At 65.9% G+C, this 17021-nt stretch carries 15 protein-coding genes and 2 tRNA genes; 3 read left to right on the top strand and 14 right to left on the bottom strand.

Features of this window, described 5'->3' with window-relative positions; translation table 11 throughout:
* Positions 1-474 precede the first annotated feature (474 nt).
* The 11 genes from IEQ11_RS07575 to thrS all read right to left on the bottom strand — a co-directional run bounded on the left by IEQ11_RS07575 (position 475) and on the right by thrS (position 9640).
* Positions 475-741 (bottom strand): hypothetical protein, encoded by a 267-nt coding sequence (locus tag IEQ11_RS07575; protein ID WP_036101934.1) that lies wholly within the window; start codon positions 739-741, stop codon positions 475-477.
* Between the two features lie 285 nt (positions 742-1026).
* A tRNA-Pro gene (locus IEQ11_RS07570) sits at positions 1027-1103 on the bottom strand.
* Positions 1104-1235: 132 nt separating this feature from the next.
* Positions 1236-1592, bottom strand: a complete 357-nt coding sequence (locus IEQ11_RS07565) for a MerR family transcriptional regulator (protein WP_036101932.1) — start codon at positions 1590-1592, stop codon at positions 1236-1238.
* Positions 1573-1887 (bottom strand): integration host factor subunit alpha, encoded by a 315-nt coding sequence (locus IEQ11_RS07560; protein ID WP_036101930.1) that lies wholly within the window; start codon positions 1885-1887, stop codon positions 1573-1575. The genes IEQ11_RS07565 and IEQ11_RS07560 overlap by 20 nt, the downstream gene beginning before the upstream one ends.
* A gap of 58 nt (positions 1888-1945) precedes the next feature.
* A complete protein-coding gene (gene pheT / locus IEQ11_RS07555; RefSeq protein ID WP_191821403.1) occupies positions 1946-4375 on the bottom strand; it encodes a phenylalanine--tRNA ligase subunit beta in 2430 nt (809 codons plus the stop codon).
* A 136-nt stretch (positions 4376-4511) separates the two neighbouring features.
* On the bottom strand, positions 4512-5522 hold the full coding sequence (gene pheS, locus IEQ11_RS07550; protein WP_057921155.1) for a phenylalanine--tRNA ligase subunit alpha: 1011 nt from the start codon (positions 5520-5522) through the stop codon (positions 4512-4514).
* 15 nt (positions 5523-5537) lie between these two features.
* Complete coding sequence (locus tag IEQ11_RS07545) at positions 5538-6074, bottom strand: hypothetical protein (RefSeq protein WP_228464506.1); 537 nt, start codon at positions 6072-6074, stop codon at positions 5538-5540.
* Positions 6075-6107: 33 nt separating this feature from the next.
* Complete coding sequence (gene rplT, locus IEQ11_RS07540) at positions 6108-6467, bottom strand: 50S ribosomal protein L20 (protein WP_036101921.1); 360 nt, start codon at positions 6465-6467, stop codon at positions 6108-6110.
* Positions 6468-6479: 12 nt separating this feature from the next.
* Entirely contained in the window at positions 6480-6677 is a 198-nt protein-coding gene (gene rpmI / locus IEQ11_RS07535; RefSeq protein ID WP_027083463.1) for a 50S ribosomal protein L35, read from the bottom strand.
* 463 nt (positions 6678-7140) lie between these two features.
* Positions 7141-7665, bottom strand: a complete 525-nt coding sequence (infC, locus tag IEQ11_RS07530) for a translation initiation factor IF-3 (RefSeq protein WP_198339052.1) — start codon at positions 7663-7665, stop codon at positions 7141-7143.
* A gap of 73 nt (positions 7666-7738) precedes the next feature.
* Positions 7739-9640, bottom strand: a complete 1902-nt coding sequence (gene thrS / locus IEQ11_RS07525; RefSeq protein ID WP_191821402.1) for a threonine--tRNA ligase — start codon at positions 9638-9640, stop codon at positions 7739-7741.
* 656 nt (positions 9641-10296) lie between these two features.
* Between thrS and IEQ11_RS07520 the strand changes: the two genes are divergently transcribed.
* Both IEQ11_RS07520 and IEQ11_RS07515 read left to right on the top strand, forming a co-directional pair.
* The gene (locus IEQ11_RS07520; protein WP_228464505.1) at positions 10297-12123 is read left to right on the top strand and encodes an ABCB family ABC transporter ATP-binding protein/permease; all 1827 of its coding nucleotides are present in this window, start codon (positions 10297-10299) and stop codon (positions 12121-12123) included.
* The gene (locus IEQ11_RS07515; RefSeq protein WP_191821400.1) at positions 12120-13253 is read left to right on the top strand and encodes an MvdC/MvdD family ATP grasp protein; all 1134 of its coding nucleotides are present in this window, start codon (positions 12120-12122) and stop codon (positions 13251-13253) included. The genes IEQ11_RS07520 and IEQ11_RS07515 overlap by 4 nt, the downstream gene beginning before the upstream one ends.
* A 192-nt stretch (positions 13254-13445) precedes the next feature.
* Here the strand turns inward: IEQ11_RS07515 and IEQ11_RS07510 are convergent, their stop codons facing one another.
* Positions 13446-13613, bottom strand: a complete 168-nt coding sequence (locus IEQ11_RS07510) for a hypothetical protein (protein ID WP_157753871.1) — start codon at positions 13611-13613, stop codon at positions 13446-13448.
* Between the two features lie 983 nt (positions 13614-14596).
* On the opposite strand from IEQ11_RS07510, the gene IEQ11_RS25865 reads away from it, so the two are divergent.
* Complete coding sequence (locus IEQ11_RS25865) at positions 14597-14722, top strand: hypothetical protein (protein WP_281439912.1); 126 nt, start codon at positions 14597-14599, stop codon at positions 14720-14722.
* On the opposite strand, the gene IEQ11_RS07505 is transcribed toward IEQ11_RS25865, so the two are convergent.
* Both IEQ11_RS07505 and uvrB read right to left on the bottom strand, forming a co-directional pair.
* Positions 14693-14767, bottom strand: a tRNA-Val gene (locus IEQ11_RS07505). The genes IEQ11_RS25865 and IEQ11_RS07505 overlap by 30 nt on opposite strands.
* Positions 14768-14874: 107 nt before the next feature.
* Complete coding sequence (uvrB, locus tag IEQ11_RS07500; RefSeq protein ID WP_046656008.1) at positions 14875-16905, bottom strand: excinuclease ABC subunit UvrB; 2031 nt, start codon at positions 16903-16905, stop codon at positions 14875-14877.
* Positions 16906-17021 lie beyond the last annotated feature (116 nt).

Genomic DNA, 17021 nt, shown 5'->3' with positions numbered 1-17021 from the left:
GCGCCGAGTGCTCGACTGTGAAAGCGCCTAGAACTGGTAAGTCACCTGATCGGAGGAAAGCACGGCGGCCTGGCGCCTCCCTGTGCGAGCGTCCTACAGGTCGCGCGACATCGACAGTGCCGTGGACAAACATTTTGCGTCTTTCGTTATTCATTTCCATCCCCAAGAAAATGCCGGGGATGGGTATCTACCATTGAGATGACGCACGTGCTACGCCACCGACCCTTGGTACAAATCCCCGTAGTGCCGCGTCGGTATCAGCGGACGAAACCCGCGCTGCACCTACTCCAAAAACACGAAACCCCGGCATCGCCGGGGCTGCGCTTACAACTGGATCACGGGCCGGAGTGACTGGAACCGAAGCACCGCCGCTTCAGGCCGAACCAAGACGACGAGAAGCAACTAAATCAAGGGCTTGCGCGACACCAGAAAGCGGCCGGCTGTACCTTTAAAATCTTCTACGTCTCAGGGGCACTAGAAAACCTCGCTGATCTCCACCACATGCCCATCACGAACCGTGATCAGCACCGTCTTGTTGCCGACGTAATACTCGAAGCGTTCGCCGTTGTTGGCGCCGAACTTGTTCTGCAACTGCACGACGCGGTCGGGCTTGCCCGCGACTTGATAGACCTTGCCGGTACTGTCGCCGACGGTGACCAGCTTGCTGCCGAAGGCGACCGACTGGGCCCAAGCGGGCACTGCCAGCAGCAGCGAAAGGACGATTGCGACCAGATAGCGCATAGGAACTCCTTTCCACATTGGGGGAGCGCCGAGCATACCCTCGCGATTTCCGGGTTGTCGTCGACCAATAGTCGGAATCGATAAGGCCGGCAGCTCACCCGCGTGAGATTCGGTGCCGGCGCGCGACGGGCCCATCGAGCGCGTTGACGGCCCCCACGGGGGCGGCCTCGCATGGCCGGTCTCGCCACACCGGCATCGCCGCGTGGCCGGCGGGTCGCTGGGTCGGCGATCCCCAGAAACACGAAACCCCGGCTTTCGCCAGGGCTGCGTTTACGGCTCGATCAGTGGTCGGGACGGCCGGATTTGAACCGACGACCCTCTGCCCCCCAGGCAGATGCGCTACCAGGCTGCGCTACGCCCCGACATGGTGCTGATCCGCTCTTGCGAACGGGCGGCAAGTATAGCCGCTTGTTACGGGAATCGGGAATGGAGAATCGGGAATCGTTGCAGGCGGACCGCCGATTCCCGATTCTCCATTCCAGATTCCCGGTCTTTCAGCGCCGCAGCAGCTGTAGAACTTCTTCCAGTTCCATCCGCACCTGCTTGACGATCTGCGAGCTCAGCGCCGATTCGTCCTTCGCCGACTCGCCCTCCAGGCGCAGGCGCGCGCCGCCGATGGTGTAGCCCTGCTCGTACAGCAGGCCGCGGATCTGCCGCACCATCAGCACTTCGTGGCGCTGGTAGTAGCGACGGTTGCCGCGACGCTTGACCGGGTTGAGGGTCGGAAATTCGGTTTCCCAGTAACGCAGCACGTGCGGCTTGACGTCGCACAGCTCGCTGACCTCACCGATGGTGAAGTAGCGCTTCGCCGGGATCGGCGGAAGTTCGCGGTTACTGCCCGGATCCAGCATGCTCGCCTCCGCTGTAAGCCTCGACGCGTTCCTTCAGCTTCTGGCCCGGACGGAAGGTGACCACCGTGCGCGCCGAGATCGGAATTTCTTCGCCGGTCTTGGGATTGCGGCCGGGTCGCTGGTTCTTGCGGCGCAGATCGAAGTTGCCGAAGCCCGACAGCTTGACCTGGCGGCCCTGCTCCAGTGCTTCGCGCAGCGCATCGAAGAACGCGTCGACGAACTCCTTGGCCTCGCGCTTGTTCAGCCCGACTTCGTCGAACAACCGCTCCGCCATTTCCGCTTTCGTTAGTGCCATGTTGTCCTCTGCGCGACGCCCGGGCTGGGACGTCCATGCCAGTGATGCCGGATCGGGGTCAGGCGCGCAGTTTCGCGCCGTGTTCCCGCTCCACCGCGGCCGTCACTTCAGCCACGACCGCATCCACATCCCGGTCAGTCAGGGTGCGCGATTCATCCTGCACAATCAAGCCCATAGCGAGACTCTTGAATCCGGTTTCCACGCCCTTGCCCTGGTAGCGGTCGAACAGCACCAGTTCGCGCAGGATCGGGCCGGCGGCCGCCTTCACGGTGGCCTGAATGGCCGCCCAGGGGACCGAATCGGCGACGATGAACGCGCGATCGCGGCGCACCGACGGGTACTTGGACTGTGCCCCGGCCTTCGGGATGGCGCGCTCGACCAGCGGCGCGAGATCCAGCTCGAACGCGATCACGTCCTGATCCAGGTCCAGCGCGCGCTGCAGGCGCGGGTGCAGCTGGCCGATCCAGCCCAGCCGCTGCTCGCGGCCGCCGTCGATCCGGTACACGTCGGCCGAACGGCCAGGATGCGCCCAGGCCGGCTGCGACGGCCGGTATTCGAGCTGCGCGCCGGCGCTGATCGCCAGGCTGTCCAGATCGCCGCGCAGGTCGTGGAACCCGACCGGCGCCGAAGCGACCGCCCACTGCTCCGCCCGCGCCGAACCGCACACCGCCGCGGCCACCCGCTGCGTCTCGACCGGCGCCAGGCTCTGCGTTTGCGAATCCCGAATCCCAACTCCCGAATCCCGGCCGGCAAACACATTGCCCAGCTCGAACAAGCGCACCCGGTCCTGCTGGCGCGAGGCATTGCGGCCCAGCGCGGCGACCAGACCCGGCAGCAGCATCGTGCGCATGACCCCGAGCTCGGCGCTGAGCGGATTGGCCAGCGGCACCGCGCCGGCCTCGGCCTGCCACAGCTGCAGCCAGGCGGCGTCGACGAAGGCGTAATTGATCGCTTCCAGATAGTCGCGCGCGGCCAGCTGGCGGCGCACGGTGGCGCTGTCGACGCGGGTCTCGGTCGGCGCGATCAGGCGCGCGGCGCCGCCGGGCAAGGTGGTCGGGATCGCGTCGTAGCCATGGATGCGGGCGATTTCCTCGATCAGGTCTTCCTCGATCGCGATATCGAAGCGGCGGCTCGGCGGGGTCACCCGCCAGCCGTCGTCGCTGCGCTCCACCGTCAGGCCCAGCGCCTGCAGGATTCGTTCGACATCGGCGTCAGCGACATTCAGGCCGAGCACCCGCGCCAGGCGCGCGCGCCGCAGCACGACCGGAAGCGGATGCGGCAGATGATCGGGCAGCGCCGATTCGACCACCGGGCCGGGCGTGCCGCCGGCGATGTCGAGGATCAGGCGGGTCGCGTATTCGATCGCGGTGCGCGGCAGTTCGGGATCGACGCCGCGCTCGAAGCGGTGGCCGGCGTCGGTGTGCAGGCCGAGCTTGCGGCCGCGGCCGATGATCGCGGCGGGCGCGAAATGCGCCGCTTCCAGGAACACGTTGCGGGTCGCGTCGGTCACCCGGCTGTCGAAACCGCCCATGATCCCGCCGAGCGCGATCACCCGTTGCGCGGCGCCTTCGCCGTCGGTGATCGCGATGAACTGTTCGTCCAGGCTCGCATCCTGGCCGTTGAGCAACTTGGTGACCTCGCCCGCGCGCGCATGGCGCACGCCGACCGGGCCGCTCAGGGTGTCGCGGTCGAAAGCATGCATGGGCTGACCGAGATCGAGCATCACGTACTGGGTGATGTCGACCAGCAGCGACACCGGACGCACGCCGCTGCGGCGCAGGCGCTCGGCCATCCACACCGGGGTCGGCGCGGTCGCGTCGACGCCTTCGATCACCCGGCCGCAGTAGCGCGGCACATCCGCGCCGGCGCTGAGTTCGACATGCAGCGCCGAGTCGGTCACCGCCGGCACCGGCGCGATGTCCAGCGCGGCCACCGTGCTGCCGGTCGCCGCGGCGACATCGAAGGCGATGCCGCGCACGCTGAAGCAGTCGGCGCGATTGGGGGTGAGCTTGATCTCGATGCTGGCGTCGGGCAGGCCGAGGTACTGCGCCAGCGCGGTGCCGGCGACGGCATCGGCCGGCAGCTCGAGCAGGCCCGAGGCGTCGGCGTCGATGCCCAGTTCCTTGGCCGAACACAGCATGCCGAACGACTCCACGCCGCGCAGCTTGGCCGCCTTGATCGCGATGCCGCCGGGCAGCGTGGCGCCGACCGTGGCCAGCGGCGCGACCAGACCGGCGCGCGCGTTCGGCGCGCCGCAGACGATCTGGACCATGCCGGCGCCGGTATCGACCTGACACACCTGCAGCCGATCGGCTTCCGGATGTTTGTCCGCGCTGACGATGCGCGCGACCACCACGCCGTCCAGCGCCGCGCCGAGCTCGGTAACTTCTTCGACTTCCAATCCGATCGCGGTCAGGGTCGCGGCGAGCTGCTCGCGCGTGGCGGCGGTCGGGACGTGCTGGCGGAGCCAGTTTTCGCTGAATTTCATGGGGTCAGGCCGGGAATCGGGAATGGGGAATCGAGAATCGGAAAGCGCTGCGCGAGATCGGGAAGAGCCATCGGAACCGTGATAGCGGCACAGCCGCCCTTACGATTCCCGATTCCCCATTCCCGACTCCCGCTTCTCAGGCGAACTGCCTGAGAAACCGCACATCGTTCTCGAAGAAACTGCGCAGATCGTCGACGCCGTAGCGCAGCATGGTCAAACGCTCCACGCCCATGCCGAAGGCGTAGCCGGTGTAGCGCTCCGGGTCGATGCCGACGTTGCGCAGTACGTTCGGATGGACCATGCCGCAGCCCAGCACTTCCAGCCAGCGGGTGCTGCCGTCGGGCTGCTGCCAGGCGATGTCGACTTCGGCCGAGGGTTCGGTGAAGGGGAAATAGCTCGGGCGGAAACGCATTTCGAAATCGCGCTCGAAGAACGCGCGCACGAATTCGGCCAGGGTGCCCTTGAGGTCGGCGAAGCTGGAATGCTCGTCGATCAGCAGGCCTTCGCACTGGTGGAACATCGGCGTGTGGGTCTGGTCGCTGTCGCTGCGGTACACCTTGCCCAGCGCGATCATGCGCAGCGGCGGCTTGTGCTCGAGCATGTAGCGCACCTGCATGCCCGAGGTGTGGGTGCGCAGTAGACGCGCGACGCCGGCGCTGTCGGGCGCGAAGTAGAAGGTGTCGTGCATCGCCCGCGCCGGATGGTGCGGCGGGAAGTTCAGCGCTTCGAAGTTATGCCAGTCGTCCTCGATCTCGGGGCCGTCGGCGAGTTCGAAACCAAGCCGGCCGAAGATGTCGGCCATGCGCTCCATCGTGCGGCTGACCGGATGCAGGCCGCCGCGCACGGCGTCGACGCCGGGCAGGGTCACGTCGATGGTTTCCAAGGCCAGGCGCGCGTCGAGCGCGGCATCGTCGAGCGCGCTCTTGCGTTCGGCCAGCGCGGCGGTCAGCGCATCGCGCGTCTTGTTGATCGCCTCGCCCGCGGCCTTGCGTTCGTCGGCGGGCAAGCCGCCGAGCTGCTTGAGCTGGGCGGTGACGCTGCCGGACTTGCCGAGCAGCGAAACGCGCAGCGCTTCGATCGCATCGGGAGAGTCGGCCGCGGCGATATCGGCCAGCGCGCGCTGCGTCAGTTGCTCGATCTCAGCCATGTGCTGTGGTTTCCTTCACTGTGCTGTGCGTTGTGTGTCCCGCGATCGAACCGGACGGATTTCGTTCGCCCAGTCCCTCGCCTGTTCGCTGGCCGCCTCGACGGCCTCCCTGGTCGCTTCGTCGCAGCCCGCGGCCTGTTCCGGCGCGGCGGTCGCGACCGAGGCGTTGATGACCACCCCGAGCAGTTTCTCACCGGACACCTGGCGCTCGAGCTTGCGGGTGATCGTGGCCACGTCGTCCGAATATTGCTTGCTGCGCGCCTCGTCCAGCACCTTGCACTGTTCGTTGCGCGCCATTCCACCCATCACCTCACCGAACCGCTTGAGCGCATCGGCTTCGCGCTGTTGGCGCGCGCTGAGTTCCTGCGCCGAAACCGACATCGAGGCCAGCGCCAGACCCAGCAGCAGCCAAGCACAGTTCGAGATTCCTTTCATCGCACATTCCCTGGAGTTGATGCCGCGCCGCGCGGCCGGTTTGCCGGGTCCAGAAACGACAATGGGGAAGGACTTGCGCCCTTCCCCATGCCTAAGCTCCTCGCCGAAAGACCGCACACGAGGGTGCGGGCTTTCGCGGAGGGATCCGCATTAAGCCGCGAGCGCGCTCTTCGCCTTTTCGGCCAGCGCCGCAAAACCCACCGCGTCGTGCACGGCGATGTCCGCCAGCACCTTGCGGTCGAGGGTGATGCCGGACTTCAGCAGGCCGTTCATGAAACGGCTGTAGCTCAGACCGTTGATGCGGGCCGCCGCGTTGATACGCGTGATCCACAACGAACGGAAATTGCGCTTCTTCTGCTTGCGGCCGATGTAGGCGTACTGCAGCGCCTTCGTGACCGCCTGCTTGGCGACGCGGAAGACCTTGCGACGGGCGTGGTAGTAGCCCTTGGCCTGCTTCAGGATTTTCTTGTGGCGGCGACGCGCCGTAACACCACGTTTAACTCGTGCCATTGTTCAGTCTCCTCACAAATACGGAAGCATGCGGTCCAGACGGCCAGCGTCCTCGGCACGAACGTGGTTCGTCTGCCGCAGGTTGCGCTTCCGCTTGGTCGCTTTCTTGGTGAGGATGTGGCTCTTATTGGCGTGGCCGCACTTGTACTTGCCGGAAGCGGTCTTCCGGAAGCGTTTGGCTGCCGCCCGATTGGTCTTGATCTTGGGCATTGCGATGTCCTTTCGGAGGTTTATGTCACTGGCCTGGGCGGTGGCACTGTGCGCGGTGAAGCGCGGCCACTCTTTCCGTCCTGCCCTTGCCGGCTTGTAAGTCGTTGATTCAAAAGGAATCCACAACAGGTCCGTGATGCAGCAAACAACAAACCCGGAGAACCGGGCCGCACATTATGCCTACCGGGCTATCCCCTTGCAAATCAGGGGCTTGATGCGCGGACGAATCGTCAAGAACGGCCGGCGGCGGCGTCCTGCGAGCTGAACCGCGCGGGTCGGCCGCGCCGACAGTGCGCAAGACCTCGGGCGCGGACGGCGCCGGCCGCGCCGATTTGCGCGGCGGCGGCGGCGGCCGAAGCCATCGGCCCGGTGCGCCGACAGCCCGCATCGCAGCCGCGGCCACGTATCGGTCGCGCACAACGAAACAGCCCCCGGGGTTTCCGGGGGCTGTTCGATTTGAGCTTCAGATCTTCTTCTTCGGCGCGATCATCATGACCATCTGCCGCCCTTCCAGGCGCGGACGCGATTCGACCACGATGTCCTCGCCGAGGTCGGCCTCGATCCGGGCCGCCATTTCGCGGCCGAGTTCCTGGTGGCTCATTTCGCGGCCACGGAAACGGATGTTGACCTTGACCTTGTCGCCTTCTTCCAGGAAGCGGCGCATGTTGCGCAGCTTGATCTGGTAGTCGCCCTCGTCGGTGACCGGACGGAACTTGAGTTCCTTGATCTCGACCTGTTTCTGCTTCTTTTTGGCCTCGTTGGCCTTCTTCTGCTGCTCGAAGCGGAACTTGCCGAAGTCCATGATCTTGCAGACCGGCGGATCGGCGTTGGGCTGAATTTCGACCAGATCCAGTTCTTCCTCTTCGGCCATGCGCAGCGCTTCGTCGCGCGTGAGCACGCCGATCATTTCGCCATCGCTGCCGATCACGCGCACGCGCGGTACACGGATTTCCTGGTTCTTACGATTCGGCTTCTCGGGGGTACTGATTGTTGAATCTCCAAAGTGGTTCACGCCGTCCCGGACTGCCGCCGGGACGGGATCTTTTGCACGCTGTGCGCGGTTAGAAGGCTGACTCAGCGTTCAAACGCGAGGCGAACTCGGCGACGGTCATTGTCCCCAGGTCTTCCCCTGCCCGCGTACGCACTGCAATCATGCCATTGTCCTTCTCGCGGTCGCCGGCCACAAGCAGGTACGGCACGCGATCGAGCGTGTGCTCGCGGATCTTACGGCCGATCTTTTCGTTGCGCAAATCGGCCTCGACCCGGAACCCTTGATTTGCAAGGATTTTCCGGACGTCCGCCACATAATCGGCCTGGGCGTCGGTGATGTTCATGACCGTGGCCTGGACCGGGGCCAGCCAGGCCGGGAACTGGCCGGCGTGGTGCTCGATCAGGATGCCGATGAACCGTTCCATCGAGCCGACGATGGCCCGGTGCAGCATGACCGGGGTCTGGCGCTGGCTGTTTTCGTCGACGTATTCGGCGCCCAGGCGGCCGGGCATCATGAAATCGACCTGCATCGTGCCCAACTGCCAGGTGCGGCCGATCGCGTCCTTGAGGTGGTATTCGATCTTCGGGCCGTAGAACGCGCCCTCGCCCGGCAGTTCCTGCCACTCCACGCCGCAGGCCGACAGCGCGCTGCGCAGGGCGCCTTCGGCCTTGTCCCAGGTGGCGTCGTCGCCCAGGCGCGAGTCCGGGCGCAGCGCGATCTTGATCTGGATCTCGTCGAAGCCGAAGTGCTGGTACACCGCCAGCGCCTGCTGGTGGAACGCGGTCACTTCCGACTCGATCTGGTTTTCCAGACAGAAGATGTGGCCGTCGTCCTGGGTGAAGCCGCGCACGCGCAGGATGCCGTGCAGCGCGCCGGACGGCTCGTTGCGATGGCACGAACCGAACTCGCCGTAGCGGATCGGCAGGTCGCGGTAGCTGTGCAGGCCCTGGTTGAACACCTGGATGTGGCCCGGGCAGTTCATCGGTTTGAGCGCGTAGGTGCGCTTCTCCGACTCGGTGAAGAACATGTTCTCCTTGTAGTTGTCCCAGTGGCCGGACTTCTGCCACAGCGACACGTCGAGGATCTGCGGGCAACGCACCTCGCCGTAACCGCTGTCGCGGTAGACCTTGCGCATGTACTGCTCGACCACCTGCCACACCGACCAGCCCTTCGGGTGCCAGAAGATCAGGCCCGGGGCTTCTTCCTGCAGATGGAACAGGTCCTGCTGCTTGGCGATCTTGCGGTGGTCGCGCTTCTCGGCTTCCTCGACCCGCTCGATGTAGGCGGCGAGCTGCTTCTTGTCGGCCCAGGCGGTGCCGTAGATGCGCTGCAGCTGTTCGTTCTTGGAATCGCCGCGCCAGTACGCGCCGGAAATGCGGGTCAGCTTGAACGCCTTGAGGAAGCGCGTATTCGGCACGTGCGGGCCGCGGCACATGTCGACGTATTCCTCGTGGTAGTACAGGCCCATGGCCTTTTCGTCGGGCATGTCCTCGACCAGGCGCAGCTTGTAGTCCTCGCCGCGCGAGGCGAACACCTCGATGACCTCGGCGCGCGGCGTGACCTTCTTGATCACGTCGTAGTCCTTGTCGATCAGCTGGGTCATGCGCGCTTCGATCGCGGCCATGTCCTCGGGCGTGAACGGGCGCTCGAACCAGATGTCGTAGTAGAAGCCTTCCTCGATGACCGGGCCGATCACCATCTTCGCGGTCGGGTACAGCTGCTTGACCGCGTGACCGACCAGGTGGGCGCAGGAGTGGCGGATGATCTCGACGCCCTCCGGGTCCTTGGGCGTGATGATGCGCAGCTTGGCGTCGTGGTCGATGCGGTCGCTGGCGTCGACCAGCTTGCCGTCGACTTCGCCGGCGACGGTGGCCTTGGCCAGGCCGGCGCCGATCGAGGCGGCGACGTCCATCACGGACACGGGGTTTTCGAATTCGCGGCGGCTGCCGTCGGGAAGGGTAATGGCGATCATGGCGTTGAGGTCTTGATTGGGCAGGCGTGGCGATGAGGTGGCCGCATCGGCTGGCGCCGCCCCGGGGGTTGGCTGCTCGGCGGATGCGACGACCCGGGATCGGGCAGTCGAAGCGGTGGCGCGACAGGACAGGTCGTTTGCGGACCGGCCGGCGCGTGGGGTCGAACGAATCGGCGGACAAGAAAAAAGCGCCGCGAGGGCGCCTGCGCTTGCGGGAGCCTGCGGCGGTTCAGCGATGGGCGCGGGTAGTGTCCATGTCGCACGCTCGGCCGGCGATCGGTCGCGGGCCACCTCGATTCGGGACGCGGCCGGATGCCGTGTCGCAGACGTCAATAGTTGGGGACGCCGCCGGGCAAGTCAACCGTCGGCGCAATCGCCGGCACTGTGATGCCCGTACCTGATCGACCTGTGGCCGATATGTGTCGCCGATAGGCAATAACCCAGCCTTCCGGTACCGTAAACCGCACAGGGAAGCCATCTGCTTGGGGCGTGATGGGACATAACGAAGCCAGCCGCGGCGGACGCGGCCGTTGCCGCGACACGCGCGCGAAGCCCACTCAGTCGGGCCAGGGATGAGCGCGGACGCCATTCCTCCCAACCCAGCGCCGGACACCGCAGCGCCCTGCCCGCCCGCAGCCCGCGGCGGCGCCGGCGCGATGACGCTGATTCGCCGGCTGTGGCCGACGATCTGGTATTACCGCGGCCGGGTCGTGCTGGGCGTGGGCCTGGTGCTGGCGACCAAGTTGGCGACCACCGGCGTGCCGCTGCTGCTCAAGCAGCTGATCGATGCGCTGGATCAAAAACCCACCCCGCTGACCGTGCCGGTGCTGCTGCTGTGCACCTACGGCGCGCTGCGGCTGGCGTCGTCGGTCTTCCAGGAACTGCGCGGCATCGTGTTCGCGCGGGTGCTGGCGCGGACCTCGCGCGAGGTCGCGCTGCGGGTGTTCGCGCACGTGCACATGCTGAGCCTGCGCTTCCACATGGATCGGCGCACCGGCGCGGTCATCCGCGATCTCGAGCGCGGCATGTCGTCGGTGTCGGAACTGCTCGACACCGCGCTGTACACCGTGGTGCCGACGGTGATCGAGATCGCGCTGGTGACCGCGATCCTGGTCGGCCGCTACGACATGAGCTTCGCCGCGATCACCCTGGGCACGCTGGCGGCCTATCTGCTGTTCACCGTGCGCATGACCGAGTGGCGCCAGCGCTACTACAAGGCCATGAACGAGGCCGACACCGAGGCCAACGCCAGCGCGGTGGATTCGCTGCTGAACTACGAAACGGTCAAGTACTTCAACAACGAAGGCTTCGAAGCCCGACGTTTCGATCAACGCCTGCGCAACCTGGAGGACACCGGGGTCAAGAGCCTCAAGGCCGCCTCGCTGCTCGGCATCGGCCAGGCCGCGATCATCGCCACCGGCCTGACCTTGCTGTTGTGGCGCGCGACCGACGGCGTGGTCGCCGGGCGCATGAGCCTGGGCGACCTGGTGCTGGTCAACGCGTTCCTGCTGCAACTGGCCGCGCCGCTGAGTTACCTGGGCATGATCTACCGCGAGACCAAGCAGACCCTGGCCAACCTGGAGCGCATGTTCGCCCTGCTCGACGAACCGGTCGAGGTGCGCGATCGCGACAACGCGCCGGAACTGGCCGTGTCCGGCGGCGAAGTGCGCTTCGAGCAGGTGTCGTTCAACTACGGCGAACGCGAAGTGCTGGCGGCGATCGATTTCGTCGTTCCGGCCGGCCGCACCGTGGCCGTGGTCGGCAGCACCGGCGCCGGCAAATCGACCCTGGCGCGGCTGCTGTACCGCTCCTACGACGTCGCCGGCGGTCGCATCACCGTCGACGGCCAGGACCTGCGCGAGGTCACCCAGGATTCGCTGCGACGACAGATCGGCGTGGTGCCGCAGGACACGGTGTTGTTCAACGATTCGCTGTACTACAACATCGCCTACGGCCGCCCCGAAGCCAGCCGCGAGGAAGTGTTCGACGCCGCCCGCGCCGCGCATATCCACGAGTTCATCGAAACCCTGCCGCAAGGCTACGACACCAACGTCGGCGAACGCGGGCTGAAACTGTCGGGCGGCGAGAAGCAGCGCATCGCGATCGCGCGCACCTTGCTCAAGCGGCCGGCGATCCTGATCTTCGACGAAGCGACCTCGGCGCTGGACACGCATACCGAGCACGGCATCCAGCGCGAACTCGACCAGGCCGCGCAAGGCCGCGCCACCCTGGTGATCGCGCACCGATTGTCGACCGTGGTCGGCGCCGACGAAATCCTGGTGCTCGAACGCGGCCGCATCGTCGAACGCGGCAGCCACGCTTCCCTGCTGGCCGCGTCCGGCCGCTACGCCGCGCTATGGGCGATGCAGCAACGCGGACACGACACCGCCGCGCCCTCGCGCACCGACGCAATGGCCGCTCCCGGCGAATCCGTACCACACACCCACCCATCCTCCACCGTTACGACACAGGACCTGTCATGACGACATTGATAGTCAGCGATCCCTGGGACATCCACGCGCGCGCCGTGGCCTGGGCACTGGAACACGAAGGCGAGAACGTCCACCTGTGGTACACCCACGATTTCCCGCAGAAACACGGCGCCAGCCTGCGCGTGGACAGCGCCGGCGCGGGCGCCGATCCGGCCCAGGTGACGCTGCACTGCGCGCGTCATCATCGCGACTTCGGCTCGCACGACATCGACACCGTGTGGCTGCGCCGCTGGTATCAGCCACAGGCGTCGCCCGACCTGCATCCGGCCGACACCCGTTTCGCCCAGACCGAGGCCAACGAGTTCATCCGCGCGACCGTCGGCCTGCTCGACGAAAGCCCGCGTTTCTGGATCAACCCGGTCGCGGCCAAGGCGCGCGCCGACCGCAAGGCGGCGCAGCTGAAAGTCGCCGCCGCCGTCGGCCTGACGGTGCCGAGCACCCTGATCTCCAACGACCCGGCCACGATCCGCGCGTTTTTCCATGAGCACGGCGGCAAGCTGATCTACAAGCCGATGACCGGCGCGTCGTGGGTGTCGGAGGACAAGGCGCTGGCCACCTACACCGCGGCGATCGGCGAAGAACTGCTCGGCAACGACGCCTCGCTGTCCAATGCGCCGGGCATCTACCAGCCCTTGCTCGACAAGAGCTACGAACTGCGGGTCACGGTCATGGGCCGCACGGTCGTCGCCGCGCAGATCAAATCGCAGAATTCCGGCGGTTATCTGGTCGACTGGCGCGCGAACGATTTCGACGAGGCCATGGGCTATGCGCGCTATGCGCTGCCCGAGGCGATCGAACAACGCTGCCTGGCGCTGATGGAGCGCATGGGCCTGGTGTTCGGCTGCATCGACTTCGTGGTCACGACCCAGGGCGAGTACATGTTCCTGGAAGTCAACGAAATGGGCCAGTTCCTGTGGCTGGAAGGGGTCAACCCCGAACTGCAGCTGCTCGACTGCTTCGTGCAGTTCAGCCAAAGCCGCGACCCGAACTTCGTCTACGACTGGCGCCGGCCGGTGTACCGCTATCGCGAGTACTGGGAATCGATGGAACAGCGCGGCGATGTCGATCCGCCCGCGCATTTGCACCTGGCCTTGCCGCGCACGTTCGAAATGCGCGAGTGAGCGCGGGGCGGGCGGCGCCGTTCGCGTCGCCCGCTGCAACCGCCCTGAGCCGAATCGTTCGGCGGCAGCGGCCGCGCCGGCCTGCGCGGCGCCGGGCCGCGGCCTAGCCACGAGCCGATCGATGCCGCATAAAAATAGAGCCGGGAGGCGTGCCTCCCGGCTCTATCGTCTTGATAATCCGGGGTGCGCGGATTACGGGATCTGATCACCGTTGTCGGTGCGATCGATCTCGTTGAACGGCTTGGTGCGGACAAACGTCGACGCGGCCGCGAAAGAGACTTCGTTACCACCGTCTTCGGACATCGAAACCTCGATGGCGACCATGCGGCCGATCAAGCGGGTCTGTTCGTTCTGCGACATTGCCTACTCCTTAGCTATGCGCGGCGGGATGGCCGCAGCTTGAGCATAGGAAGCCGCGCGGGGGCTTAACAAGACTTCGCATGCCGTTTAGACACCCGATCTGTGTGATGCCACTCAAGAAACTCACAAACAATCCGTGTCTTAGCTGATCTTTGACCGCAATTTGCGCACATCGAATTCGGCAAACGAGGCTAGTTTGGCGATGCGATCGCGCGTCAACGGCGGACCGCCGGAGCGTCTGGGCAAGCCGCCTGAGCGAAGGGGCGCGAGCTTCGGCCGGGTCGAACCGCTTGCGTCTCAATTGCCTCGAATATGGGGAAAATCGCAGGCGGATCCACCGTCCTCGCGTCGCAACTCGGCCGACGCGATGACGCATCGAAACAATCGCTGTCGAGACGGCATCGCCCGTCGCACCAACCGCGACCGGATGGCGCGCAATGCCCGGGCGGGCGCGGGCCTCGACCGCGGCGCGATTCGCCCCGCGTGTTCGATGCCAGAGCGACGACTGCCCGCTGCCTGGATCGCAACGACTCATCCGGCGGCATCGCGGTCTTCTTCGCGTCTGTTGCGTTGGTCGAAGCGGGCAGCGCATCGCCCTGTCGCCGCCGCGGTGTCATCGTCGCAGGCAGCGCGGATGCGAACCGGAGCGGAGCGGCTGAGCGGAAAACGGGAGTCCGCGCGCCTGCGATGGCCCGCGATCGATTTGCCGGCTATCGATCCACGCGTTCGCATTCGCACAACTCCATGGCCGCCGAGGCGAAAGACGACGGGGATCGGCCACGCGGTCTTCGCGGACATGGCGGACCGGTTCGCCGCTGCACGACGGGCGCGGCTTGAGCTCGCAACGGAAAGACGCCGCAAATCGGACGCAGCCAGTCCGCCGCCCCAAGATCAAGGCCAGCGCGTAATCGAATTGCGGGATCATGCCGGCATTGCAACGCACACGGCTCGCGCGGGGATCGAGGCAGCAAAGGACTCAAACGATGCCCAAAACGAAAAACCGCCGCTTCTGGGCGACGGTTTTCTGCATGCTTCGTTTTGTTCCAACCTTTTCCGGCGCGAACCGCCCGGAGATCGGTTGGTGGGCGGTACAGGGTTCGAACCTGTGACCCCTACCATGTCAAGGTAGTGCTCTACCGCTGAGCTAACCGCCCGCATCGCCGTATTGCTGCAATTCCCCGGCGAAGGGGGCGCAGTTTAGCCCAGCGCGCGGCGAGCGACAAGCCTTTTTGTCGTCGCCTTGCGGGCCGGGCCGGCCGACTCAGGCGCCCAGTCCGGCGTCCTTGAGTTTGCGCAGTTGATCGCGCACCGCCGCGGCCTGTTCGAACTCCAGATCGCGGGCGTGCTGGTACATCTGCTGCTCCAGCGCCTTGATCCTGGCCGCGAACTGGGCCGGGCTGAGGCTCGCGACATCCGCCGCGTCCTCGGTCGCCCGACGGCCCTTGCCGCGCGCCTTGAGCGCTTCGGGATCGACCCGGGCGCCTTCCATGATGTCGACCACCGCCTTGTCCACCGACTTGGGCGTAATGCCGTGGGCTTGGTTGTACTCGACCTGTTTCTGCCGGCGACGGTCGGTTTCCTCGATCGCGCGCTGCATCGAGTTGGTGATGCGGTCGGCGTACAGAATCGCCTTGCCGCGCAGGTTGCGCGCGGCGCGGCCGATGGTCTGGATCAGCGAACCGGTCGAACGCAGGAAACCTTCCTTGTCGGCGTCGAGGATCGCGACCAGCGACACCTCGGGCATGTCCAGGCCCTCGCGCAGCAGGTTGATGCCGACCAGCACGTCGAACTTGCCCAGACGCAGGTCGCGGATGATCTCGACCCGCTCCACGGTCTCGATGTCCGAATGCAGGTAGCGCACCTTGATCCCGTGTTCGCCGAGGTATTCGGTGAGGTTTTCCGACATGCGCTTGGTCAGGGTGGTGATCAGCACGCGATCGCCCATCGCCACGCGCTCGCGGATCTCGCCGAGCACGTCGTCGACCTGGGTCGCGACCGGGCGGATCTCGACCACCGGATCGATCAGGCCGGTCGGACGCACCACCAGTTCGGTGATCTGCCCTTCGGATTTCTTGAGTTCGTACGGACCGGGCGTGGCCGAGACATAGATCGCGCGCGGCGAGCGCCCTTCCCACTCTTCGAACCGCAGCGGCCGGTTGTCCAGCGCCGAGGGCATGCGGAAGCCGAACTCGACCAGGGTTTCCTTGCGCGATCGGTCGCCTTTGTACATCGCGCCGATCTGCGGAATGGTCACGTGCGATTCGTCGACCACCAGCAGCGCGTCGGGCGGCAGGTAGTCGAACAGGCACGGCGGCGGCTCGCCGGGCATGTGCCCGCTCAGGTGCCGCGAATAATTTTCGATGCCGTTGCAGTAGCCGACCTCGGCCAGCATCTCCAGGTCGAACTGGGTGCGCTGGGCCAGACGCTGCGCCTCGACCAGCTTGTTGTTCGCGTACAGGTATTCCAGGCGCTCGCGCAGCTCTTCCTTGATCGTCTCGATCGCGTCGAGCACGGTGCGGCGGGTGGTGACGTAGTGCGAACCGGGGTAGATGGTGAAGCGCGGCACGCGTTCCAGGGTTTCGCCGGTCAGCGGATCGAACAAGGTCAGGTTCTCGATCTCGCCGTCGAACAGCTCCACGCGCAGCGCCTGCGAATCGCTTTCGGCCGGATGCACGTCGATGACTTCGCCGCGCACGCGGTAGGTCGCGCGGCGCAGTTCGGTGTCGTTGCGGGTGTACTGCATCTCGGTCAGGCGACGGATCAGCTCGCGCTGGTCGATGCGCTCGCCACGGACCATGTGCAGGACCATGCGGAAGTATTCGTTCGGATCGCCCAGGCCGTAGATCGCCGAAACCGTGCACACGATCAGCGCGTCGCGCCGCTCGAGCAGGGCCTTGGTCGCCGACAGCCGCATCTGCTCGATGTGCTCGTTGACCGAGCTGTCCTTCTCGATGAAGGTGTCGCTCGACGGCACGTAGGCCTCGGGCTGGTAGTAGTCGTAGTAGCTGACGAAGTACTCGACCGCGTTGTGCGGGAAGAACGCCTTGAACTCGCCGTACAGCTGCGCGGCCAGGGTCTTGTTCGGCGCCATCACCAGGGTCGGCTTCTGCACCGCCTGAACCACGTTGGCGATGGTGTAGGTCTTGCCCGAGCCGGTTACGCCGAGCAGGGTCTGCTGGGCCAGGCCGCCCTCGAAACCGGCGACCAGCTTGTCGATCGCCTGCGGCTGATCGCCGGCCGGCGAATACGGCGAAACCAGCTGGAAACCGGCGGACTGCTGACTGTCGTCCATCGTGCTACCCGAGCGATGCGAATCGGGCAGTTTATCCAACTCGGTCTCAGCGGGTGAGAATGGCGGCTGTCTGATGGCGCGCGTGGCGCGCTGGCCGGGCCTTGCAAAGGCAACGG

Source organism: Lysobacter capsici (assembly GCF_014779555.2).
Taxonomy (GTDB): domain Bacteria; phylum Pseudomonadota; class Gammaproteobacteria; order Xanthomonadales; family Xanthomonadaceae; genus Lysobacter; species Lysobacter capsici.
This window is presented reverse-complemented; position numbering and strand designations above follow the sequence as displayed.

What these genes read in the sequence shown, in the direction of transcription:
- rpmI (WP_027083463.1), bottom strand. Translation starts at nt 6,677, where the DNA reads ATGCCCAAGATCAAGACCAATCGGGCGGCAGCCAAACGCTTCCGGAAG.
- IEQ11_RS07510 (WP_157753871.1), bottom strand. Translation starts at nt 13,613, where the DNA reads ATGTCGCAGAACGAACAGACCCGCTTGATCGGCCGCATGGTCGCCATC.
- IEQ11_RS07575 (WP_036101934.1), bottom strand. Translation starts at nt 741, where the DNA reads ATGCGCTATCTGGTCGCAATCGTCCTTTCGCTGCTGCTGGCAGTGCCC.
- rplT (WP_036101921.1), bottom strand. Translation starts at nt 6,467, where the DNA reads ATGGCACGAGTTAAACGTGGTGTTACGGCGCGTCGCCGCCACAAGAAA.
- pheS (WP_057921155.1), bottom strand. Translation starts at nt 5,522, where the DNA reads ATGGCTGAGATCGAGCAACTGACGCAGCGCGCGCTGGCCGATATCGCC.
- IEQ11_RS07515 (WP_191821400.1), top strand. Translation starts at nt 12,120, where the DNA reads ATGACGACATTGATAGTCAGCGATCCCTGGGACATCCACGCGCGCGCC.
- uvrB (WP_046656008.1), bottom strand. Translation starts at nt 16,905, where the DNA reads ATGGACGACAGTCAGCAGTCCGCCGGTTTCCAGCTGGTTTCGCCGTAT.
- IEQ11_RS07560 (WP_036101930.1), bottom strand. Translation starts at nt 1,887, where the DNA reads ATGGCACTAACGAAAGCGGAAATGGCGGAGCGGTTGTTCGACGAAGTC.
- thrS (WP_191821402.1), bottom strand. Translation starts at nt 9,640, where the DNA reads ATGATCGCCATTACCCTTCCCGACGGCAGCCGCCGCGAATTCGAAAAC.
- IEQ11_RS07565 (WP_036101932.1), bottom strand. Translation starts at nt 1,592, where the DNA reads ATGCTGGATCCGGGCAGTAACCGCGAACTTCCGCCGATCCCGGCGAAG.
- IEQ11_RS07520 (WP_228464505.1), top strand. Translation starts at nt 10,297, where the DNA reads ATGACGCTGATTCGCCGGCTGTGGCCGACGATCTGGTATTACCGCGGC.
- IEQ11_RS25865 (WP_281439912.1), top strand. Translation starts at nt 14,597, where the DNA reads ATGCCCAAAACGAAAAACCGCCGCTTCTGGGCGACGGTTTTCTGCATG.
- pheT (WP_191821403.1), bottom strand. Translation starts at nt 4,375, where the DNA reads ATGAAATTCAGCGAAAACTGGCTCCGCCAGCACGTCCCGACCGCCGCC.